Origin of the sequence: Chitinophaga parva (assembly GCF_003071345.1) — a bacterium.
GTDB classification, from domain to species: Bacteria; Bacteroidota; Bacteroidia; order Chitinophagales; family Chitinophagaceae; genus Chitinophaga; species Chitinophaga parva.
The window spans coordinates 1,578,812-1,602,690 of the sequence record NZ_QCYK01000002.1; the positions used below are offsets into that span (position 1 = coordinate 1,578,812).

The following is a 23,879-nucleotide window of genomic DNA, read 5'->3' on the forward strand; positions in this document are numbered from 1 at the left end:
GACAAACGATGAAGAAATTAGCATATATCCTGATAGGTGGCGCGCTTTGCTGGAGCGCTTGTAAGAGTGATGCAGACTTCCTGCAGCATTCCCCCTCCAATATTCTTACGGATGACCAGGTGTGGGCGCATTCGGACCTGGTACTTTCCGTACTGGCCGACCTGTATGACCGCTACCCGGATTACAATACCCAGAGCAACAACGCCACCGCGCAATCGCTGGAGAACTGGGCGGAGTTTGCCAACTTTGATGAGGCATTCCCTTCAGAAGCAGGCCAGTACTACCGTGTACAGAACGCGAACCTGGATTATTTCTACCCGCAGCTGGGCTACAGCAATGGCCCGTACAGCACTTACTGGGACTACAACTACCTGCGTGACCTGAACCTGTTCATCTCCAAGGATTCTTCTGCCACGATAGGCCAGGGAGACCGCACCCGCTACATGGCGGAAGCGCGTTTCCTGCGTGCCGCCGTGTATTTTGAAGAAGCAAAACGGGTAGGCGGTGTGCCCATCATCACGGCTCCGATGACCTATGATTACAGTGGTGATCCTACCTACCTGCAGCACCCACGCAACAAGGAATCTGAAGTATACGATTTCGTGATCAGCGAGCTGGAAGCCATCAAGGATTCCCTGCCCAATGACCTGAACGACCGCTCCCGCGCCAGCAAAGGCGCCGCGCTGGCGATGGAATGCCGCGCCGCACTCTATGCCGGTTCCATTGCCAAATTTGGTGCTACCAAGGCAGCGGCCATGCTGCCCGGTGGTGAAACCGGTATCCCTGCATCCATGGCAGACGGTTATTACCAGAAAGCATTGAAAGCCGCGCAGGAACTCATTGGCCTGAACACCTATTCTTTGTATACCAAGAAGTCAGACGACCTGTCAGATAACTTTGCCAGCGTATTCACAGACAAATCCAGTCCGGAGACCATCTTCGCGAAGGATTATAAACTGAAAAGCGGCAAGGTGGAAGGCTGGACCCTTTCCAACTCTCCCCGTACTTCCCAGGAAGAGCAGCAGGGGGGCCGCCTGAACCCCTCCCTGAACCTGGTAGCGATCTTTGAAAAACTGGACAACACCTTTGCCCCGCCGGCTATTACCAATACAGACGGCACACCTAAACTGTATGACAAGCCGCAGGATATCTTTGCCGGCCGCGATGCCCGCCTGGAAGGCACAGTGATCGTTCCCGGTGCATCGTTCAAAGGGTTCACCACGGATATTCTTGCCGGCTGGGTGAGGCCCGATGGCAGCATTGTGAGCGGTACCAAGTTTGGCGATACGAAAGACATTGATGGCAAGGGTGAGCGTGAAGTAGTAGGCGTGGATGGACCGCTGGATGGTATAGAACTGGCCACACAGACCGGCTTCTTCATCCGCAAATACATGGACCCTTCAGTGGGTTCCGGCCGTATTGGTACCCAGAGTGAAGTATGGTGGATCCGTTTCCGTTATGCAGAAGTATTGTTGAATGCCGCGGAAGCTGCATTTGAACTGGGCCAGCCCGCGGTAGCAGCGGATTACCTCAGCCAGGTGCGCGCCCGTGCAGGCTTTAAAACACCGCTCACTGCAGCGGATGTTACTTTCGACCGCATTGTGCACGAACGTAAGGTGGAACTGGCCTTTGAAGGGCATGAGTTTTACGATATGAAACGCTGGCGCATTGCAGACGTGGTATGGAACGGCCAGAAAATGACTGCTACAGATGTGGTAAGCGACCTGTCTAACGCAAAACGCATCAACACCCAGGTATATGGCCTGTGGCCCTACCGCTACTTCAGCCCGGGCACTGCCAATGATGGCAAATGGCTGTACAAGGTGGTGAAGCCTTCCCGTGTAACGGAAGCGCACAACTTCCGCATGGGTAACTACTACTCCGCCATTTCCCAGGATATCCTGAATAACAATCCTAAGATCGTCAAGAATCCTAACCAGTAAACCGAACAATTGGTCATGAAAAAATCCTTTTTATATAGCGCAGGCCTGCTCCTTCTTTTGGGAGCGGCCGCCTGCAAAAAAGATAACTACACCGCGCCGGGCACCGACTTTACCGGGCATATCACCTACCAGGGCGAACCGATCGGCGTGCAACAGGGCAACGGTAACGTATACTTTGAACTGTGGCAGTCCGGCTACGGCAAGCTGACCCCCATCAATGTGTACATTGCGCAGGATGGCAGCTTCTCCGCTAAATTGTATGACGGCACTTACCGCATGGACTTCCCCACCGGCCAGGGCCCGTACCTGCCGCCCGGCGGGCATTATGGTGATACCACTACCATCACTTTATCCGGCAGCAAATCCCAGGATTTTGAAGTAATGCCTTACTACATGATCCGCAATGCCAAGTTTGCCTTTTCTGCCGCGGATAGCAGCATTACCGCTACTTTCAGCCTGGACACCATCGTAAAGGACCCGGCCCTGGTAAAAGGTATTGAAAAGGTGTACCTCCTGGAAAATGCACAGGTGATCTCCGACCTGCAGTACAACGTGGCGGCTACTTCCGTGGACGGGGGAAGCCTTACCAGCCTGCAGAACTTCAACATGAAGATCAAGGTGCCGGCATCCCAGTACCAGGGCCATACCGCCGCCTTTGCCCGCATAGGGGTGAAGATTGCCGGTGTGGATGATATGCTGTACTCCCAGGCAGAGAAAATTAATCTGTAGCGTATCTTTTACACTTAAAGGCGAATGCCTATCTTACTGCCAGTTTCTCACCCGGGCGTGTCTTTCGCGCCCGGGTTTATAATTAACCATTTGCATGTCATGAAAAAACAAATCGGAATCATTGCTTTGCTGCTTGGTGGCATGGCCGCTAGCGCCCAGGAATTCAGGGCCCCGGCTTACCCGCTGATCACGCACGATCCTTATTTCAGTGTATGGTCTAATACCGACACTGCCAGCAGCGCCCCCACTCACCACTGGACCGGCGCCACCCAATCCCTCACCGGCATGGTGAAAGTGGATGGGAAAACCTATCGCGTACTGGGCCACGATGCCACCGCTTACAAAGTGTACCTGCCTTCTGCGGAAGACGGTAATTTCTCTGCCCAATACACCTTTGATAAACCCGCCACCGGCTGGGAACAGCCCGGCTTTAACGACGCGTCCTGGAAAACCGGCAAGGCGCCCTGGACCAACAGCGGCCAGGGTACCGCCTGGGAAACCCACGATATCTGGATGCGCCGCACCTTTACCCTTGCAGACAGATCTTTCAAAAACCTGCTGCTGAAACTGAACCACGATGATGACGCAGAAGTGTACATCAACGGGGAGGAAGTATACCACCTTAAAGGCTGGCTGACCAAGTACGGCTATTTCAAAATACCGGCGGAAGTAGTGGAGAAAATGCGCACGGGTAAAAATGTAATGGCCATCCACGTACGCAACAACGTAGGCGGCGCCATGCTGGATGCAGGCCTGGTAGAAGAGATCCAGCCCAAAGCCACTGCCGGTGTGCAGGTGGCCCAGCAGCGGAGTGTTATCATCCACGCCACCCAAACCATTTACGACCTGGCCTGCGGGCCGGTGGAAGTGCAGCTGAAGTTTTCTTCCCCACTGTTTCTCGATGACCTGAACATGGTATCGCGCCCGGTATCTTACCTCACCTGGACCGCCCAAAGCACGGACGGTGCCAGCCACGATGTGCAGGTATACCTGGGTGCCTCCACAGACCTGGCCGTGAATGTGCCGGCGCAACCGGTTACCACCAAGCAATACGCCAGCAACGGCCTTTCTATCCTGAAAGCCGGTAGCTTGGAACAACCCATCCTGAAAAAGAAAGGGGACGATCTGCGCATTGACTGGGGCTATGTTTTTGTGGCCACCCCCCAGGGTGAACATGCAGTACAATACATTACGCCCGGAGCAGACGGCAGTGCCAGTTTTGCCAGCGCCCGCGTGCCTAAGACCACGGCCACACAAGGCCGCTCCCTGAGCCTCAACACCATCGTGCCCCTGGGCAAGGTAGGTGCCACGCCGGTGGAAAAATTCATGCTGGTGGCGTATGATGATATTGACGCCATCCAGTATTTCAAGACCAACCTGAAAGCCTGGTGGAAACTGCAGGCTGGCCAGACCATTGAAACACAAATGGCTGCTGCTGCAAAAGACTATAGATCCATCATGGATAAGTGCGAGGCAACCAATGCCCGCATTCATGAAGATGCCGCCAAAGTGGGGGGCGAAGACTATGCGCGCCTGTGCGTGCTGGGCTACCGCCAGACCATCTCCGCACACAAACTGGTAAGATCACCGGAAGGAGAGATCCTCTTCCTGTCCAAAGAAAATTTCTCTAACGGCTGTATCAATACGGTAGACGTAACTTATCCTTCCGCACCGCTCTATCTCACTTACAATCCGGAGCTGATGAAGGGCATGCTGAATGGCATCTTCTACTTCTCTGAAAAGAGTGGCCTTTACCACCGCGACTATGCTGCGCATGACCTGGGCACCTATCCCCTGGCAAACGGGCAGGTATATGGAGAAGGCATGCCGGTAGAAGAATCCGGCAATATGCTGATCCTCACGGATGCCATTGTACGCGCCAGCGGCGACAAGGAATATGCAGCCAAACACTGGAACACCCTCAGCACCTGGGCCCATTACCTGGACCGGGAAGGCCTGGACCCTGCCAACCAGTTGTGCACCGACGACTTTGCCGGCCACCTGGCGCGCAATGCCAACCTCTCTGTGAAAGCCATCGTGGCACTGGGATGCTATGCAGACATGGCCAAGGCCCTGGGCAAAACCGATACGGCTGCCGTATACCGCGCCAAAACAGAAGCCATGGTGAAGAAGTGGATGGAACTGGCCGACGCCGGTGACCACTACGGCCTTACCTTCAACGATAAGAACACCTGGAGCCAGAAATACAACATGGTATGGGACAAGGTGCTGCACCTGCACCTCTTCCCCCAGTCTGTATATGACAAGGAGCTGGCTTATTACAAAACAAAGCAGCAAAAGTATGGCCTGCCATTGGACAGCCGCAAGGGCTACACCAAGTCTGACTGGATCTGCTGGACTGCATCGCTGACAGACAACCAGGAGGACTTCAAAACCTTTACAGACCCCCTGTATAAATACATCACCGAAACACCCTCCCGTGTACCGCTGTCCGACTGGCATGAGACGGAAGACGGCCGCCAGGTGGGCTTCCAGGCCCGCAGCGTGGTAGGTGGTTATTTCATGGAAGTGTTCAAGGAATACATGAAGAACAGGTAATTACCTTTATTGATATTGTAGTATCCACGATCGCCTGCAGCTTGCTGCGGGCGATTTTTTTTACCACTATTCCGCAGGAATGTACCATTTTCCGTGGGCGGCAATGGGCCACCTTCGTGTTAAAAAAGTAACACTATGACAAATGCAACATCCGGGCAGGACCGCCGCCGTTTTCTGCGCAACCTTTCCCTTGCCGGTACTGCCCTGGGGCTTCCGTGGAAAGGTGGTAGTCCCTTATCTGGGCCCGCGGCCATTCCCTCCCTGTCCCAGCCAGCCACCCATGCCGCAGGCGGTGGGTGCTGGCCGGACGGTATCCGCATGCCCATTTCCATTTCCATGCAGTTTGAAGCCGGTGGAGAACCGGAAACCGGTGCGGACAGCCCCTTTCCGCCCACCTTGCAAAAAGGTTACGTGGACCTGCCGGCAAAAACCTGGTTCCAGTATGGCTACCGCGAAGGCATTCCCCGCCTGCTGGAGCTCTGGGATGCGTTTGGGGTAAAAGTGACCTCCCATATGATAGGGCAGGCTGTCCTTAATAACCCGTCGCTGGCCAAAGAGATTGTACAACGGGGCCACGAAGCCGCTGCCCACGGGATGAGCTGGACCTCCCAGTATAACCTGGACTATGCGGCAGAAAAGGCTTTCATCAAAGCCGGCGCAGACGCCATCCTGGAGGTGACCGGCCAGCAGCCCCTGGGCTATAATGCCAACTGGCTGCGCCGCGGGGAACATACCGTGAAAATACTGCAGGAGCTGGGCTTCCTGTATCATATTGATGACCTGAGCCGGGATGAGCCTTTCATTATCCCTGTGAATGGGAGAGACTTTGCGGTGGTACCTTACACGCTGCGCAATAACGATATACAGCAGGTAGAAGGGCGTTACTTTTCTACCGCTGATTTCCGCCAGCAGCTCAAGGATGAATTTGACCAGCTGTATGCGGAGTCTGCACAGCGCCGCCGCATGATGTCCGTGAGCACGCATGACCGTATAGGAGGTACCCCTGCTATGGTGCAGGTACTGCGGGAGTTCCTGGCTTATGCGGCCAAACATCCCGGCGTTACCTTTATGCGGAAAGATGCCATTGCCCGTTTTGCCCTGGCCGATGCCCATACCATCCGCGAGCAGGTGTACCGCTAGCAGGACCGCTCCGGCATGGCCGCAGCCGGCCGGCAATCCCGGTGCGGCTGCGGCTTTTACATGATATTCCCGCCCATCCCTATCCGGGCAATATGGCAAACCTTGTTTGTTTTGTGCTGAAAAGAAATACGTTGTGTACCCCATGCTCCACTTTCCTGGCAGAAGGCCGGGCACCGGATGTAAAACCCCTTTATTTTTTTCCGGTTTTTACGTACGTTGTGTATACATTAATCATGCATATGAGCACCCGAAAAAGGACCAACAAGGCCGCTGACCATATCGGCCTGGAAACCAATACGGTAGCGGGACCCCTTTCCCTGCCCGCTGTCCCTGCAACAGACCCATCCTTTGAACCTGACTTCCTGGACCAGCGCACATTACTGCGCGTGCTCAGTGAAGTGAAAAACGGCAACTTCGGCGTGCGCATGCCCATAGACCAGGTAGGCCTTTCCGGTAAGATCTGTGATACGCTTAACGAGATCATCACCCTCAATGAGAACCTGATGCTGGAGCTCACCACGGCCCGCAACATCATTGGGAAGCAGGGAAAGCTGAACCACCGCGTAGAGCTGCCCCGCCAGGCCCGCGGCGCCTGGAGCAACGGTGCAGATTCCATCAACAGCCTTATTTCCGACCTGGTGCATCCCACCATTGAAATAGCCCACGTGATCAGCTCCGTGGCCAAAGGAAACCTCTCCCAGGAAATGCCCCTGAAAATAGGGGAGCACGTGCTGGAAGGGGAGTTTGCGCGCATTGCCACGGAAGTGAATGACATGGTGAAACAGCTGAACCTCTTTTCCATGGAAGTGACACGCGTGGCGCGCGAAGTGGGCTCTGAAGGGAAGCTGGGCGGCCAGGCTACGGTAAAGGGCGTAGGCGGTGTGTGGAAAGACCTGACAGACTCTGTAAACCAGATGGCGGGCAACCTCACCGCCCAGGTGCGCAACATTGCAGAAGTGACCACCGCCGTGGCCAAAGGCGACCTTTCCAAGAAAATTACGGTAGATGTACAGGGTGAGATCCTGGAACTGAAAAATACCATCAATACCATGGTGGACCAGCTGAACTCTTTCTCCTCCGAAGTAACGCGCGTGGCGCGTGAAGTAGGTACGGAAGGGAAGCTGGGTGGCCAGGCCGAAGTAAAAGGCGTGGCCGGCACCTGGAAAGACCTCACGGACTCTGTAAACCAGATGGCCTCCAACCTGACCGGCCAGGTACGCAATATTGCAGAAGTGACCACTGCCGTGGCCCGCGGCGACCTCTCCCGCAAGATCACGGTGGACGTAAAAGGGGAGATCCTGGAATTGAAGAACACCATCAACACCATGGTGGACCAGCTGAACTCCTTCTCCGCGGAAGTAACGCGCGTGGCGCGTGAAGTAGGCTCTGAAGGGAAGCTGGGCGGCCAGGCCACGGTAAAAGGCGTGGGCGGTGTGTGGAAAGATTTGACAGACTCTGTGAACCAGATGGCCAGCAACCTCACGGCACAGGTGCGTAATATTGCAGAGGTGACCACCGCCGTGGCGCGCGGTGACCTCTCGCGCAAGATCACGGTGGATGTAAAAGGCGAGATCTCCGAATTGAAAAACACCATCAACACGATGGTGGACCAGCTGAACTCTTTTGCATCGGAAGTAACGCGCGTGGCGCTGGAAGTAGGTACGGAAGGAAAGCTGGGCGGCCAGGCCAAGGTGCAGGGCGTAGGCGGTACCTGGAAAGACCTCACGGACTCGGTAAACCAGATGGCCAGCAACCTTACAGCGCAGGTACGCAACATTGCGGAAGTGACCACCGCTGTAGCCCTGGGCGACCTTTCCAAGAAGATCACGGTGAACGTGGAAGGGGAGATCCTGGAACTGAAGAAAACCATCAACACGATGGTGGACCAGCTGAACTCTTTTGCATCGGAAGTAACGCGTGTGGCGCTGGAAGTAGGTACAGAAGGTAAACTGGGCGGCCAGGCCAAGGTGCAGGGCGTAGGTGGCACCTGGAAAGACCTCACGGACTCTGTAAACCAGATGGCCAGCAACCTTACAGCGCAGGTGCGCAACATTGCGGAAGTGACCACCGCCGTGGCCAAGGGCGACCTGTCGCGCAAGATCACGGTGGATGTAAAAGGCGAGATCTCCGAATTGAAAAACACCATCAACACGATGGTGGACCAGCTCAACGCATTTGGCTCTGAAGTAACGCGCGTGGCGCGTGAAGTAGGCTCTGAAGGAAAGCTGGGCGGCCAGGCCTCTGTGCCCGGCGTGGAAGGCCTCTGGAAAGACCTTACGGATTCTGTAAATAAAATGGCGAGCAACCTGACCTCCCAGGTGCGCAACATTGCGGAAGTAACCACCGCAGTGGCCAACGGGGACCTTTCCCGTAAGATCGAGGTGGACGTAAAAGGGGAGATCCTGGAATTGAAGAACACCATCAACACGATGGTGGAACAGCTGCGCGCTTTTGCGTCGGAAGTAACGCGCGTGGCGCGCGAAGTAGGTACGGATGGTAAGCTGGGCGGCCAGGCGTTTGTGCCCGGTGTAGGCGGTACCTGGAAAGACCTTACGGATTCTGTGAACCAGATGGCCAGCAACCTGACCGCGCAGGTGCGTAACATTGCGGAAGTGGCCATTGCGGTGGCCAACGGTGATATGTCCAAGAAGATCACCGTGGATACCCGCGGGGAGATCCTCCAGCTGAAGGAAACGCTGAACACGATGGTGGACCAGCTGCGCGCCTTTGCATCGGAAGTAACGCGCGTGGCGCGTGAAGTAGGTACGGACGGTAAGCTGGGTGGCCAGGCGTTTGTACCCGGTGTGGCCGGTACCTGGAAAGACCTGACGGACTCCGTAAACCAGATGACGGGCAACCTGACCTCCCAGGTGCGCAACATTGCGGAAGTGACCAAGGCCGTGGCTTCCGGCGACCTGTCCAAGAAAGTGACCATCGACGTAAAGGGTGAGATCTTTGACCTGAAAAATACCATCAATACCATGGTGGACCAGCTGAACTCCTTTGCCTATGAAGTAACGCGCGTGGCACGTGAAGTGGGCACGGAAGGTAAGCTGGGTGGCCAGGCGGAAGTGCAGGGCGTGGCCGGTACCTGGAAAGACCTTACAGACTCTGTGAACATGATGGCCTCTAACCTCACCAACCAGGTGCGCGGCATTGCCAAAGTGGTGACCGCGGTGGCTACCGGTAACCTGAAGCAGAAGCTCTCCATCGTATCGCGCGGGGAAGTGGCGCAGCTTACAGAGACCATCAATGAAATGATCGATACGCTGGCACTGTTTGCAGACCAGGTGACCACCGTGGCCCGCGAAGTGGGTGTGGAAGGGCGTTTGGGCGGACAAGCCTCTGTGCCCGGCGCATCCGGTATCTGGAAAAACCTGACGGAAAACGTGAACCAGCTGGCAGAGAACCTTACCACGCAGGTGCGCGCCATTTCTGAAGTAGCATCCGCGGTAACGAAAGGAGACCTTACCCAGATGATCCGTGTGGATGCGAAAGGGGAAGTGGAAGAACTGAAGGATACCATTAACCAGATGATCGCTAACCTGAAGGCCACTACGCTGGTAAACCAGGAGCAGGACTGGCTGAAATCCAACCTGGCGAAATTCACCCAGATGCTGCAGGGCCAGAAAGACCTGAACACGGTAACCCGCCGTATCCTGTCTGAACTGGCGCAGGTAGTGAATGCGCAAATGGGGATGGTGTACATCCTGGAGCAGGATGAAAACCAGCAGAACAAAAAACTGAAACTTTTCTCCGCTTATGCATTTAACGGGGACCTGAATATCAACCGTGAATACGAGCTGGGACAAGGCCTGGTAGGCCAGTGCGCGGTGGACAAGGAAAAGATCCTGCTCACCAATGTGCCGCGTGATTATGTGCGCATCAGCTCCGGCATAGGCGATGCTTCGCCCATGAACCTCATCATCCTGCCGGTATTGTTTGAAAAAGAGATCAAGGCGGTGATTGAACTGGCCTCTTTTGAGCCCTTCTCTGAGATCCACTCTGACTTCTTAAGCCAGCTCACGGAAAGTATCGGCATCGTGTTGAACACGCTGGAGGCCAACTCCCGTACGGAAGGCCTGCTGGCGCAATCCCAGTCGCTCACGGAGGAGCTGCGCCGCACCAACGAAGAGCTGCAGGACAAGGCCCACCTGCTGGTGAAGCAAAAAGAAGAAGTGGAGCACAAGAACAAGGAAGTGGAAGAAGCGCGCCTGGCCATCGAAGAAAAAGCGGAACAGCTGCAGCTTACTTCCAAGTACAAATCCGAGTTCCTCGCCAATATGTCGCACGAGCTGCGTACGCCGCTTAACTCACTCCTCATCCTTGCACAGCAGCTGTTTGAAAACCGGGAAGGCAACCTTACGGAAAAGCAGGTGCGTTACGCAAAGACCATCCACAGTTGCGGGGATGACCTGATCCAATTGATCAACGATATCCTGGACCTGTCCAAGATCGAGTCCGGCTACATCTCTACAGACTTTATCAGCGTACGCTTCCACGAGATCACCTCTTTCGTGGAAACCACCTTCAAACATATTTCGGAGAACAAGAACCTGCGCTTCAGCATAGACCTGGACGAGCGCCTGCCGGTAAGCCTGGAAACAGACATCCAGCGCCTCAACCAGATCCTCAAGAACCTGTTATCAAACGCGTTCAAGTTCACCGAAAAAGGCGGGGTACGGTTACGCATATACGAAGCGCAGCATAACTGGAAATCCGGTTCGCACACGCTGGATGCGGCGGCCCGTGTAGTGGCCTTCGAGATCAAGGATACGGGTATTGGCATTTCCCGTGACAAGCAAAACATCATCTTTGAAGCCTTCCAGCAGGCGGAAGGTTCTACCTCCCGCAAGTACGGTGGCACGGGCCTGGGCCTCTCCATCAGCCGTGGCCTGGCAGACCTGCTGGGCGGTAGCATAGAACTGGAAAGTGAGCCCGGTGTAGGCAGTACCTTCACCTTGTTCCTGCCCCTGGACTACAACCCTGGCATACTTAAAACGGAGAAGGTGAAAGCCGCGCCTGCGGCCAAGACCAGCCTTACCGCCAGTGAATACCGCCTGGCGGAAAGTGATGAACTGGCCATCCAGAGCGTGCCTACCGTAAAAGTGAATGATGCCAAAGACCTGGAAGGGCTCAATGAGATCATCAACGAAACCGGTGATGACCGCAACAACATTATGAGCCACGACAAGGTGGTGCTCATCGTGGAGGACGACCTGCGCTTTGCCAAGATCATGATAGAGGCCGCGCATGAGCATGGCCTGAAAGTGGTGGTAGCCACTGCCTTTGGCGATGTGTTTGAGCTCACGAACAAATACAGCCCCATTGCCGTAACGCTGGATGTAAAACTGCCGGATGCCAGCGGCTGGAGGATACTGGACCTGTTCAAGAATGATATTAATTTCCGCCACATTCCCGTGCACCTGATCTCCGGTGAGGAAAACCGTGCCCTGGCCATGCAGCGCGGGGCCCGCAGCTTCCACCAGAAGCCGTTGAAGAACGAGGCCCTGGATGTGCTCTTTTCTGACATTGTGAGCTTCTTTGAGCGCAAGACCAAACGCCTGCTCATCGTGGAAGACAATGAACTGGATTCTTCCCAGATCCTGCGCATGCTGGACAACGGGGACCGGATAGAAATAACCCTGGCAAACAATGGCCGGGAAGGCCTGGACCACCTGCGCAGCCAGGACTTTGACTGCATTAACGTGGATTACATGCTGCCCGATATTGGCGGAATGGATTTCATCACGGAGATCAACTCCATCAAGAAAATGCAGATGACACCCCTGTTGGTATATTCCGCCAAGGAATTTTCGCCCCGCGAAAAAACATTGCTGAAACAGTATGCCAACAAAGTACTGCTCAAGGATGTGAACTCCCTGGACCGCCTGCTGGAAGAAACCATTATGCACCTGCACATTGACCACAAAGACCTGCTGCCGGAAAAACAAAAGGTGATTGAAAACCTGCGCAGCCAGGAAGATGTGCTGACCGGCAAAAACATACTGGTGGTGGATGATGATGTGCGCAACCTCTTTGCCCTTACCACGGCCTTTGAGCGCTATCAAATTAATACCATCACCGCGGAAAGCGGCCAGGAAGCCATCAATATCCTCAATGAGAACAAGCACGTGGACATGGTGCTGATGGATATTATGATGCCGGAAATGGATGGTTATGAAACCACGCAGAAGATCCGCCGGGAGCACAAGAACGCCCACCTGCCCATCATAGCCGTAACCGCCAAAGCCATGAAAGGCGACCGTGAGAAATGCATTGAAGCCGGGGCCTCTGACTACATCACCAAGCCGGTGAAGATAGACCAGTTGCTGTCGCTGATGCGGGTGTGGCTGTATAAATAAAATCGTACAACGTACAACGTACAACGTACAGTGTACGCGCCTGCGGCGCAAACTGGCTGGCCGCCGGCATGGCATCCGGGTACGGATTTTGAGGTAAAATGAAGCTGCTTTTTGAAATATTATAAAAAATCGTATATAAATACAGCACAATAGTCATTGTACATGGTACATTGTACAATTTTCCCTCCCCTCATGGAAAGACCAGAAATCAAAATACTAGTAGTCGATGACCGGGAAGACAACCTGTTCTCCATCGAAACCATCCTGGAAAAGGATGGTTACACGATCGTGAAGGCGAACAGTGGTATGGCTGCCCTGAAGAGCCTGCTGCAAAAGCAGGACTTCACGCTTATCCTGATGGACGTGCAAATGCCTGGTATGAACGGGTTTGAGACGGCCAACATGATCTATGAGCGCGACAGGCTGCGCGACATTCCCATTATCTTTATTACCGCCAATGATTATGGCGAAGAGTATATTTTTAAAGGATACCAGATGGGCGGCGTGGACTACATCTACAAACCCATTGATCCTGAACTGCTGCGGGTAAAAGTGAGCGTGTTTGTGGAAATGTACCGCAAAACCCAGCAGCTGGTGGCCCAGGAAAAAAAGCTGCTGGCCATGAATAAAAGCCTGGAAAAAGAGATCCAGGACCGCATTATTTCGGAAGAAAAGATACGCCTGCTCAACCAGCAGCTGCTGGAAAATAATGCCCACCTGAAGGCTACCAACGAAGAGCTGAACCGCTTTGCCTACGTGGCTTCCCACGACCTGCAGGAGCCCCTGCGCAAGATCATGGTGTTCAGTGATAAGATGGGTTTTAAGTTCAAGGACCAGATCCACCCCGAGATGGCGGATTACCTGCAAAAGATCACCAACGCCGCGGAACGCATGCAGCTGCTCATCAAAGACCTGCTCAAATATTCCCGCCAGACCAGCGTGGATGATGATGATTACGAAGTGGTGGATGTAAAGAAACTGGTGCAGGAAGTGCTCAGCGACATGGAAGTGGAAATAGAGCAGCGCCGCGCGGTGATCACGGTAGACGACCTGCCGGTGCTCTCCGGTTATCCCAGCCAGCTACGCCAGCTGTTCCAGAACCTGATCAGCAATTCCCTGAAATTCAGCCGGCCGGACCGGGAGCCCCGCATCCGTGTGAGCGCTACCCTGGTAAGCGATGGCCAGCCTGGCAAAGGGATGCCTGGCACGCATTACCGCATTGCCATTGCAGATAATGGCATCGGCTTCGATCCTAAATACACGGATGACATTTTTGTAGTGTTCAAACGCCTGCACAGCTATCATGAATTTGCAGGTACCGGGGTGGGGCTTTCTATCTGTAAAAAGATCGTAGAACGGCACAAAGGATATATTGAGGCCAGCAGCGCCCTGGGAGAGGGGGCGGTTTTCACCATCGGCCTGCCGGAAAAACACAGCAGCCTTCAACCCCTGCTGCGGCAAACTACCTGATCCAGGCAGGATGGTGCCCGCATTTAACCCGGCATTTATCTTTGAGAAAAAAACACCGTTACTTTTGATGGATCCGGGAAAAGAGGTCCTTCAGGATCTGCACCAGGTCACTGATGCGGGAGGGCTTGCTCACAAAGGCGGTGGCCCCTGCCGCCATGGCCAGGGAAGAGAAATGATGCTCCGACGAGGTGGAATACATCACCACCGGGATAGCCCTGGTGGATGGCATCCTTTTCAGTTCCGCCAGGCATTGCAGCCCGTTGATGCGCGGCATATTCAGGTCCAGGAAAATATAATCCGGCGATACTGCATTTTGTTGCAGCTGCGCCAGGGCATCTGTAGCATTATTGGCAAAAGCGCATTGATAGCTGGGCCCTACTTCTTCCAGTGCCAGGGCAAAGATCTCCTGGTCATCCGGATCATCGTCAATAATCAGGCAAGTCGTGTGATGCATGTAGCTAGTTATATTTAACAATGGCGATTGGGCGTGTTCCGGTAAATGTGGTGTAAGATAAATATTATCCAGCATTGTTGAACGAGCTTTATCAACATAATGATGGTATTATTACACACATTTGCGGGCAATTGTTCACCACAAAAGAAAATATGCTGAAAATTATTCTCACTTCAAAGTGCCAGCCGGCGTAAATCCTTGCTACTGCGTGTTTTTATAAAAGGATGCTTTTCATTTGTTAGAAAATTGTTAAGCTATAGGTACGCTGCCTTGTTTCCCCGTTCCCGCTTTTAATAATACGATGGACCTGCCGGCCACCGGGATGGTTTCCCCACTCTTACATACAGGACTGCTATCTTTTTCCGGCAGGGTTGCCTTATCGGTATCCAGCATTACACACCACTGCTTGCCATATTTTGGCTCTGGCAGCATAAAGTCCAGGGCATCATGGTGTGCATTGAAAATGATGTAAAAACTATCGTCTATCATCTGCTCCCCGTGCGGCCCCACAGCGTGCAGCCCGTGCCCGTTCAGGAAAATACCGACAGATTTTGCAAAGGCGGCATCCCATTGCTCCTGGCCCATTTCCTGGCCTTCCGGTGTAAACCAGGCAATATCCTCTGCGGCCCGCGCGCGGATGGGCTGCCCCTGGAACCAGCGCCGCCGGTGAAACGCGGGATGGTTAATACGCAGCTGTATCAGGTGGCGGGTAAAGGAGAGCAGTTCCACATCGGCCCTCGTCCAGTTTATCCAGGAGATCTCATTATCCTGGCAGTAAGCATTGTTATTGCCCTGTTGCGTGCGGCCGCATTCATCGCCCGCTACGATCATCGGCACGCCCTGGCTCAGGAACAGGGTCGCCAGGAAATTACGCTGTTGTTTTTTCCGCAGTGCGTTGATGCCGGCATCGTCTGTGGGCCCTTCTGCGCCGCAGTTCCAGCTGCGGTTATGGCTTTCCCCGTCTGTATTATTATCCTTGTTCGCATCATTGTGCTTATCGTTGTAAGACACCAGGTCCAGCAGCGTGAATCCGTCATGCGCGGTGATGAAATTAATGCTGGCCCCGGGGGTGCGGTAGTCATCCTTGTACAGGTCTGCGCTGCCGGTAAAGCGCTGGGCAAATTCCGGCAGGGTCCTGTCTTCCCCCCGCCAGTAGTCCCGGATGCAGTCGCGGTACAGGCCATTCCACTCCGCCCATCCCGGGGGGAACTTGCCTACCTGGTAGCCGCCTTCCCCGATATCCCACGGCTCTGCGATCAGCTTCACCTGGGAGATCATGGGGTCCTGGTGGATGATGTCAAAGAAAGCGGAGAGGCGGTGCACTTCATGCAGTTCCCGCGCCAGGGTGGCCGCCAGGTCAAAGCGGAAGCCATCCACGTGCATCTCTGCTATCCAGTACCGCAGGCTGTCCATGATAAGGCGCAGCACATTGGGCAGGTTGGCATTCATCGTATTGCCGGTGCCGGTGTAGTCCATGTAATAGCGCTTATCATCCGTAAGGCGGTAGTAAGATGCATTGTCAATGCCCCTGAAACTCAAGGTAGGACCCAGGTGGCTGCCTTCGCCGGTATGGTTGTACACCACGTCTATGATCACTTCTATGCCGGCTTTGTGCAGGTTCTTCACCATTTGTTTAAACTCCTGCACCTGCTGGCCCTGTACACCCTGGCTGGCATAGCGCGCATCCGGCGCAAAGAAGCCGATGGTGTTATATCCCCAGTAGTTGGTAAGCCCCTTGTCCAGCAGGTAGCGGTCCACTACAAAATGGTGCACGGGCATCAGCTCTATGGCTGTAATGCCCAGTGCTTTCAGGTAGTTGATGGTCACTTCGTGGCCAATACCCGCGTAGGTGCCACGCAGTGGCTCCGGTATGTCCGGGTGCAGTTTGGTAAAGCCTTTTACATGGGCTTCGTAAATAATGCTGTCGTGGTAAGCGATGCGGGGCGGGGTGTCGTCTTCCCAGTCAAACCGCGGGTCTATCACCACACACTTGGGCAGGTAAGGCGCGCTGTCTTCTTCGCTGAAACTGAGGTCTTCCGCTGCATCGCCTATCTTGTAGCCAAACAACGCATCGTGCCAGTCAATGACGCCGGCAATAGCCTTGGCATAAGGGTCTATGAGCAGTTTATGTTCATTGTACCGGTGCCCGTTTGCCGGCTCGTAGGGGCCGGCCACGCGGTAGCCGTATACCTGCCCGGGTTGCAGGCCCGGGAGGTAGGCATGCCACACCTGGTGGGTGCGTTCTTTAAAAACAACCATTTCCGGGTTGGGGTCTGCCGGGTCTTTAAACAGGCAAAGTGTTACACCGGTGGCGTTGTCTGCATAAAGGGCAAAGTTGACGCCTTTGCCATCCCAGGTGGCGCCCAGCGGGTAAGGACTGCCAGGGTAAGTGGAGATGCTCATACGAATAGTTAGAAATGGTTTCCAAAGCGTTGTGTGTAACACATTTTATACCAAGTGGTCTGGCACCGGGCAACAGTACAGGACAGTTATCCCTGCGCATGCGCTTATATTAATGCATATTTACAGACCATGCCATGTATGAAACGGAAACAACACTTTGCTGTACTGCTATCAATGCTCTTTTTTGCAAACCGCCTCATGGCCCAGGGGCCCGGTACCGCTTTGTACCGGGGCTTCCAGCAGCCGCCGGACAGCGTAAAGCCATCGGTGTACTGGTACTGGTTGTCGGGCAATGTTTCACCCGGTGGCGTTACCCGGGATGTGGCGGCTATGTCACAGGTGGGTATCGGGCGCGCCTTTATTGGCAACATTGGCCTGGGTGCGGAAGTGCCCGCAGGCCCCGTGCAGTTCTTTTCCCCGGAATGGTGGACGGTAACCCGCGCTGCTATGCAGGCGGGAGCGGATCATCATGTGGCCATCGGCCTGTTTAACGGGCCGGGATGGAGCCAGTCCGGCGGCCCGTGGATCAAGCCGGGACAGTCCATGCGCTACCTGGCGGCCAGCACCACCACGGTGCAGGGCGGGCAGTATATTACACAAAAGCTCCCAGCACCAGGCAAAGACTTCCAGGACGTAGCGGTACTGGCCATCCCTGCTGCACCGGCAGCCCCGGTATGGAACATTACTTCAGAACTAACGGTAACGGGTATACGTAATCTTACAGATGATAACATCACTACCACGGTGCAGCTGCCGGACAGTATACACCGCATGGAGCTGCGCCTGCAAAGCGCAGCTCCATGCACAGTGCGCACGCTGGTGCTGCAGGGCGGGCAACATGCGTTTTATGCAAAAGGGCGGCTGGAAGTGAATACCGGAGCCGGTTATAAAGAAGTAACAAGCTTTGAATACGACCGCAGCAACCCGGCAGACAATGTGGGCTTCATGCCCTGGGCACCGGTAGTGATAGCCCTGCCGCCCACGCCAGGCAAGGATTTCCGCCTGTTGCTGGAAGAAGCCAGGGGCGGCATTTCCCTGGCGGACGTGCAACTGGATACCCTGGCGCGGGTGGCCCGCTATCCTGAAAAACAGTTGGGTAAAATGTTTCCCGCGCCGCAACCCCTGTGGGATACTTATCTGTGGCCCAATGACAGCCCTGATACAGCGCAGGCATTATCCACCCGCCAGGTGCTGGACATTACCCGCTTTATGCAGCCGGATGGCACGCTGCGCTGGCAGGCGCCCCGTTCCGCTGAACCGGGTGTTAAGGGCAACACCGCCACCACCCGCTGGACCATCCTCCGCATGGGCATGTTGCCCACGGGCGTACATAACGCCCCTGCCACGCCGGATGCCACGGGCCTGGAAGTGGACAAACTCTCCGCCATGGCCATGGCGGCACATTTCAGCGCTTTTGTAAAACGGGTGTATGATAGCCTGGCCCCGGCACAACGCAGCGCCTTTAAATACGTGGTGGCAGACAGTTACGAAACCGGCTCCCAGAACTGGACGGATGATATGCGTACGGCCTTTCGTAAAACTTATGGCTATGATCCGCTGCCCTGGCTGCCCGTGCTTACCGGCAGGGTAGTGGGCAGCCCGGATCAGAGCAGCCGTTTCCTGTGGGACCTGCGCCGCCTGGTGGCAGACCGTATTGCGTACCAATATGTAGGTGCACTGCGCCGGGAAAGCCATCGCCTGGGCCTGGGTCTCTGGCTGGAAAACTACGGCCACTGGGGCTTCCCGGCGGAGTTTCTTCAATACGGCGGGCAGAGTGATGAAGTGGGGGGTGAGTTCTGGAGCGAAGGCGCCCTGGGCAGTGTGGAGCTGCGCGATGCATCTTCTGCGGCACACATTTATGGCAAGACCAAAGTATCTGCAGAATCATTTACCGCGGCCCTGGCCACGTATTACCGCTACCCGGCCATGTTGAAAAAACGCGGCGACTGGTCTTTCACGGAAGGTGTGAATAACACGTTGCTGCACGTATTCATTTCCCAACCCGACGATAGCCTGCGACCCGGTATCAACGCATGGTTTGGTACTGAGTTTAACCGGGGCAACACCTGGTTTAAAGAAGGGAAGGCGTTCATTGACTATGTGCGCCGTTGTAATTACTTACTGCAACAAGGCCTGCCGGTAAAGGACGTTGCTTATTTTATTGGGGAGGATGCACCGAAGATGAGCGGCATCCGCCAGCCGGAACTGCCCCAGGGATATGATTTTGACTACATCAATGCGGAAGTGCTGCTTACACGGGCGCAGGTAAAAGACGGGACGCTGGTGCTGCCGGATGGCCTGCGCTACCGCGTGCTGGTATTACCCCCGCAAACCACCATGCGGCCTGCTTTGCTGCGCAAGCTGGATACCCTGGTGCGCGCAGGGGCCGTGGTGGTGGGCCCTGCACCGCAGCAATCTCCCAGCCTGCAGGATTATCCCCGTGCAGATGCCATGGTGCAACAACTGGCCACAAAACTTTGGAGCCGGGAAACCATACACCACGCAGGCAAGGGCATGGTGATCCATGACATGCCGCTGCGGGATGTATTTGCATTGCTGCAATTGCAGCCAGACCTGGAATGGCAGCAACAACCGGTGCTCTTCACCCACCGCCGCACGGCAGATGGTAGTGACATTTATTTCATCAGCAACCAGGCGGATAGCATGATTGCCTTCCGCCCGGTGTTCCGCGTAAAGGCGCTGCAGCCCACGTACTGGGATGCGGTGACCGGCAGCGCACGCGCCTTGCCGGAATACGCCCAAACGCCCACTGGTACGGCCGTGCCGCTTACCCTGGCGCCAGCGCAAAGCGTCTTTATCGTGTTTAATAAACGGGCCGGTTTGCAGGCAATAAACCGCCGTAATTTCCCGGAACAACGGGTGCTGCAAACCATACAAGGCACCTGGCAATTGCAGCTGGACAGCCTGCACCTGCAACTGGATACGCTGCAGGACTGGACCACGCTGGCAGACAAACGCGCCCGTTATTTTTCCGGCAGCGGGGTGTATGAAATTTCCGTTCCTGTAGATAGCGTACCTGCACACGGCCCGGTATTGCTGGATCTGGGGAAAGTAAGCGCCATAGCCCATGTACAGGTGAATGGCACAGACGCCGGCACGGTGTGGACGGCACCCTGGCAGGCAGACGTTTCGCACGCGCTGAAGCGGGGACGCAATACCATCCGCATTACGGTGGTGAACACGTGGGTGAACGCGCTGGTGGGCGATCAGCAACTGCCCAAAGCACAACGGAAGTTGCACCTGAGCTATGACCCGTTCCATGCGGACACGCCTTTACAACCCGCGGGCCTGCTGGGCCCTGTAACACTGCGGGCGGAAGTGCAGTAACCTGCGCGATCATCGTACCGCGGCGCCGCCAGCCTGGGCATGATGGCACAGGATGGGACTTTGCCGGGGCCGGGTTACTTTTATTCTAACTGATACAAAATAAATTCCATGCAGGCACTCCTGGGTGTTATATTCCACTTTATCGGCGGTTTCGCCTCCGGCAGTTTTTACCTGCCGTATAAAAAAGTAAAAGGCTGGTCCTGGGAAAGCTATTGGCTGGCCGGCGGTTTGTTTTCCTGGCTCATTGTTCCCCTGGTAGCGGCCTGGCTCACGGTGCCCGGCTTTATGAACATCATCCATGCAGCGCCCACCAGCGTGCTGGGATGGACGTTTTTACTGGGCCTGCTGTGGGGCATTGGTGGCTTGACTTTTGGGCTATCTATGCGTTACTTGGGGATGTCCCTGGGCATGTCTGTAGCGTTGGGTTTTACCTCGGCTTTCGGCTCCCTGGTGCCGCCCATTTACCGGGACCTGTTTGCGCCGGACAGCGGCGTTACCTTTACCCAGATGCTACATAGCAAGGGAGGCGTGATCGTGCTCATTGGCGTGGCGGTATGCCTTATCGGGATTGGTATCTGCGGCCGTGCCGGCATGCTCAAGGAAAAGGTGCTCACGCCGGAAGAACAAAAGGTGGGCGTAAAAGAATTTAACCTTAGCAAGGGCCTGATCGTGGCTACGATATCCGGCATCCTGAGCGCCTGTTTCAATTTCGGCATAGAAGCCGGCAGGTCCATGGCCGTAGTGGCCGAGGCGAACGGGGCCAACCCCCTGTTCCGCAACAACGTGATCTTCGTGGTCATTCTCTGGGGCGGCCTCACTACGAACGTGCTGTGGTGCATTTATCTCAATTTGAAAAACAAAAGCTACCGTGACTATGGCAACAGGTCCACGCCACTGGCGGCTAACTATATTTTTTCCGCACTGGCAGGTACCACGTGGTTCCTCCAGTTCTTTTTCTACGGCATGGGCGAAAGCCGCCTGGGCAACGGCGCCAGCTCCTGGATCCTGCACATGGCTTTCATCATCCTGGTGTCTAACTGCTGGGGCATCGCCCTCAAGGAATGGAAGGGCGTGGACCGTAAAACCTGGACCGCCATTTCCCTCGGCATTGCCACCATCATGCTTTCCGTACTGCTGGTAGGGTGGGGGAATAGCGTGGGTGGTTAAAACGTACAACGTACAGCGTACAACGTACGGCGTATGATTACGGGACGTGTCAACAGGTGGCAAACAAACAGTAAACTAAAAACAAAAACATACTGAAATGCGCCGGCATGGTGCTTTCAAAGCAAGGTACGTTGTACGTTGTACGCTGTACGTTGTACGCTGTATCTTGTACAAACTTTCAAATCATGAAAACCAAAGAATTCAAACACGTAAGCTACCTCTGGGATGAGCGTAAGGCAGCAGAACTGGCGGGCGATGAAGTGGGGCTGCTCATTTACCGTTCTAACTTACTGGGCGCCGATCTGCGGCTCACTAATTATGGCGGGGGCAATACTTCCTGCAAGGCCGTGGTGAAAGATCCGCTGACCGGCCAGGACACGGAAGTGATGTGGGTGAAAGGCAGCGGCGGCGATATCGGTACGCTGAAACGCAGCGGGCTGGCTGCTTTATACGTGGATAAGCTGAGAGGCCTGGAAAAGGTGTACCGGGGCCTGGCGCATGAAGATGAAATGGTGCGCCTCTTCAACTATTGCCTGTTTGACCTGGATTCAAAAGCGCCTTCCATCGATACGCCTTTGCATGGGTTCCTGCCCTTCCATCATATTGACCACCTGCATCCCGATGCGGCCATCGCCATTGCGGCAGCAAAGGATGGCAAACGCATTACACAGGAATTATTTGGCGGCACCCTGGGTTGGGTGGAGTGGCAAAGACCAGGCTTTGACCTGGGCCTGAAGCTCCGCCAGTGCCTGCAGGACAATCCCGGTATTCGTGGTATTATGCTGGGATCGCACGGGCTCTTTACCTGGGGCAACACCGCCTATGAAAGTTATGTGAACACATTGGAAGTGATCGAGACCTGTGCCGCTTACGTAGAAGCGAATTATAACAAAGTGAAGCCCGTATTTGGCGGCGCACGCATCACGGCACAGGCGCCCGAAAAACGCCAGCAGCAAGCCATTGCACTGGCACCGGTACTGCGTGGTTTTTGTTCCACGCACCAGCACATGGTGGGCCACTTTACCGATGATGCCCGCGTGCTGGAATTCATCAACTCCCATGACCTGGGCCGCCTGGCACCCCTGGGAACCTCCTGCCCGGACCACTTCCTGCGCACCAAAATAGCACCCCTGGTGCTGGACCTGGCGCCGGATGCGGAATTGAAAGATGTAAAAGCACTGAAGGAAAAACTGGCCCCCGCATTTGAAGCGTACCGCGCGGATTACAAAGCATATTATGAAAGTTGCAAGCACGCGGACAGTCCCGCCATGCGCGATGCCAACCCGGTGGTGATCCTGTATCCCGGCGTGGGCATGTTCACCTTTGCCAAGGATAAGCAGACCGCGCGCGTAGCGGCAGAATTTTATATCAATGCCATCAACGTCATGAAAGGCGCGGAGGCGATCTCAGAATACACCTCGCTGCCCCGCCAGGAAGCATTTGACATTGAATACTGGTTGCTCGAAGAGGCCAAGCTGCAGCGCATGCCCAAGCCCAAGGCGCTGAGCGGGCGCATAGCACTGGTAACCGGCAGCGCCGGTGGCATAGGCCGCGCCATTGCCAGGAAATTTGCCGACGAAGGCGCCGTGGTGGTGATCAATGATAATGATGCGGAAAGACTGTCCGTGGCTAAAGCTGCATTTGAAAAACAATATGGCCGGGATGCCTTTATCACTGCGCCCCTGGACGTAACGGATATACACCAGATCCAGGGCGCTTTTGATGCATCCTGCCTGGCATTTGGCGGCGTGGATATTATTGTGAACTGCGCCGGCCTCTCTGTTTCTAAACCGCTGGAGGACCATACCAGCGCGGATTGGGACCTGCTTTACGATGTACTGGTGAAAGGACAGTTCCTGGTCACACAAGCCGGCGTAAACATCCTGCGCAAGCAGGACCAGGGCGGCGATGTGATCAACATCGTGAGTAAGAACGCGCTGGTGTCTGGTCCTAACAATGCCGGTTATGGCAGTGCCAAAGCCGCGCAGCTGCACCTGGGCCGCCTCAACGCGGCAGAACTGGGGCCAGACCGCATCCGCGTGAACACCGTAAACCCCGACGCCGTGATCGCAGACAGCAAGATCTGGGAAGGCGCCTGGGCGGAGGGCCGCGCCAAAGCATACGGCGTAAAGGTGGAAGACCTGCCCGCGTTCTATGCCAAACGCACCCTGCTCAACGAGATCATCCTGCCGGAAGATATTGCCAACGCCTGCTTTGTTTTTGTAGGCGGCCTGCTGAACAAAAGCACCGGTAATGTGCTGAATGTGGACGGGGGCGTGGCCATGGCCTTTGTACGGTAAA

11 protein-coding genes are annotated in these 23,879 nt (G+C 55.2%); 9 read left to right on the forward strand and 2 right to left on the reverse strand.

What is annotated here, in order from left to right; all coding sequences use genetic code 11:
• The first annotated feature begins 8 nt into the window (after positions 1 to 8).
• The 6 genes from DCC81_RS16770 to DCC81_RS16795 all read left to right on the forward strand — a co-directional run bounded on the left by DCC81_RS16770 (position 9) and on the right by DCC81_RS16795 (position 14,206).
• Positions 9 to 1,943, forward strand: a complete 1,935-nt coding sequence (locus DCC81_RS16770) for a RagB/SusD family nutrient uptake outer membrane protein (RefSeq protein ID WP_108687740.1) — start codon at positions 9 to 11, stop codon at positions 1,941 to 1,943.
• Between the two features lie 15 nt (positions 1,944 to 1,958).
• Positions 1,959 to 2,672 carry a DUF3823 domain-containing protein gene (locus DCC81_RS16775; RefSeq protein WP_108687741.1) on the forward strand — a complete coding sequence of 238 codons (714 nt, stop codon included), beginning with the start codon at positions 1,959 to 1,961 and terminating at the stop codon, positions 2,670 to 2,672.
• Between the two features lie 99 nt (positions 2,673 to 2,771).
• Positions 2,772 to 5,231, forward strand: coding sequence for a glutaminase family protein (locus DCC81_RS16780; protein ID WP_108687742.1), 2,460 nt, complete (start codon positions 2,772 to 2,774; stop codon positions 5,229 to 5,231).
• A gap of 135 nt (positions 5,232 to 5,366) precedes the next feature.
• Entirely contained in the window at positions 5,367 to 6,371 is a 1,005-nt protein-coding gene (locus tag DCC81_RS16785) for a polysaccharide deacetylase family protein (RefSeq protein ID WP_108687743.1), read from the forward strand.
• A gap of 239 nt (positions 6,372 to 6,610) precedes the next feature.
• Complete coding sequence (locus DCC81_RS16790; RefSeq protein ID WP_108688290.1) at positions 6,611 to 12,736, forward strand: HAMP domain-containing protein; 6,126 nt, start codon at positions 6,611 to 6,613, stop codon at positions 12,734 to 12,736.
• 192 nt (positions 12,737 to 12,928) lie between these two features.
• On the forward strand, positions 12,929 to 14,206 hold the full coding sequence (locus tag DCC81_RS16795; protein WP_240613008.1) for a sensor histidine kinase: 1,278 nt from the start codon (positions 12,929 to 12,931) through the stop codon (positions 14,204 to 14,206).
• A 58-nt stretch (positions 14,207 to 14,264) separates the two neighbouring features.
• On the opposite strand, the gene DCC81_RS16800 is transcribed toward DCC81_RS16795, so the two are convergent.
• Together DCC81_RS16800 and glgX are read right to left on the reverse strand one after the other, a co-directional pair.
• The gene (locus DCC81_RS16800) at positions 14,265 to 14,660 is read right to left on the reverse strand and encodes a response regulator (protein ID WP_165806620.1); all 396 of its coding nucleotides are present in this window, start codon (positions 14,658 to 14,660) and stop codon (positions 14,265 to 14,267) included.
• A gap of 249 nt (positions 14,661 to 14,909) precedes the next feature.
• Complete coding sequence (gene glgX / locus DCC81_RS16805) at positions 14,910 to 17,063, reverse strand: glycogen debranching protein GlgX (protein ID WP_108687746.1); 2,154 nt, start codon at positions 17,061 to 17,063, stop codon at positions 14,910 to 14,912.
• 138 nt (positions 17,064 to 17,201) lie between these two features.
• Between glgX and DCC81_RS16810 the strand changes: the two genes are divergently transcribed.
• The 3 genes from DCC81_RS16810 to DCC81_RS16820 all read left to right on the forward strand — a co-directional run bounded on the left by DCC81_RS16810 (position 17,202) and on the right by DCC81_RS16820 (position 23,878).
• Positions 17,202 to 20,411: a glycosyl hydrolase gene (locus DCC81_RS16810; protein WP_165806621.1), complete on the forward strand. Its 3,210-nt coding sequence runs from the start codon at positions 17,202 to 17,204 to the stop codon at positions 20,409 to 20,411.
• Between the two features lie 108 nt (positions 20,412 to 20,519).
• Positions 20,520 to 21,578 carry an L-rhamnose/proton symporter RhaT gene (rhaT, locus tag DCC81_RS16815; RefSeq protein WP_108687748.1) on the forward strand — a complete coding sequence of 353 codons (1,059 nt, stop codon included), beginning with the start codon at positions 20,520 to 20,522 and terminating at the stop codon, positions 21,576 to 21,578.
• Between the two features lie 185 nt (positions 21,579 to 21,763).
• Positions 21,764 to 23,878 (forward strand): bifunctional aldolase/short-chain dehydrogenase, encoded by a 2,115-nt coding sequence (locus DCC81_RS16820; RefSeq protein ID WP_108687749.1) that lies wholly within the window; start codon positions 21,764 to 21,766, stop codon positions 23,876 to 23,878.
• Position 23,879: the final 1 nt, after the last annotated feature.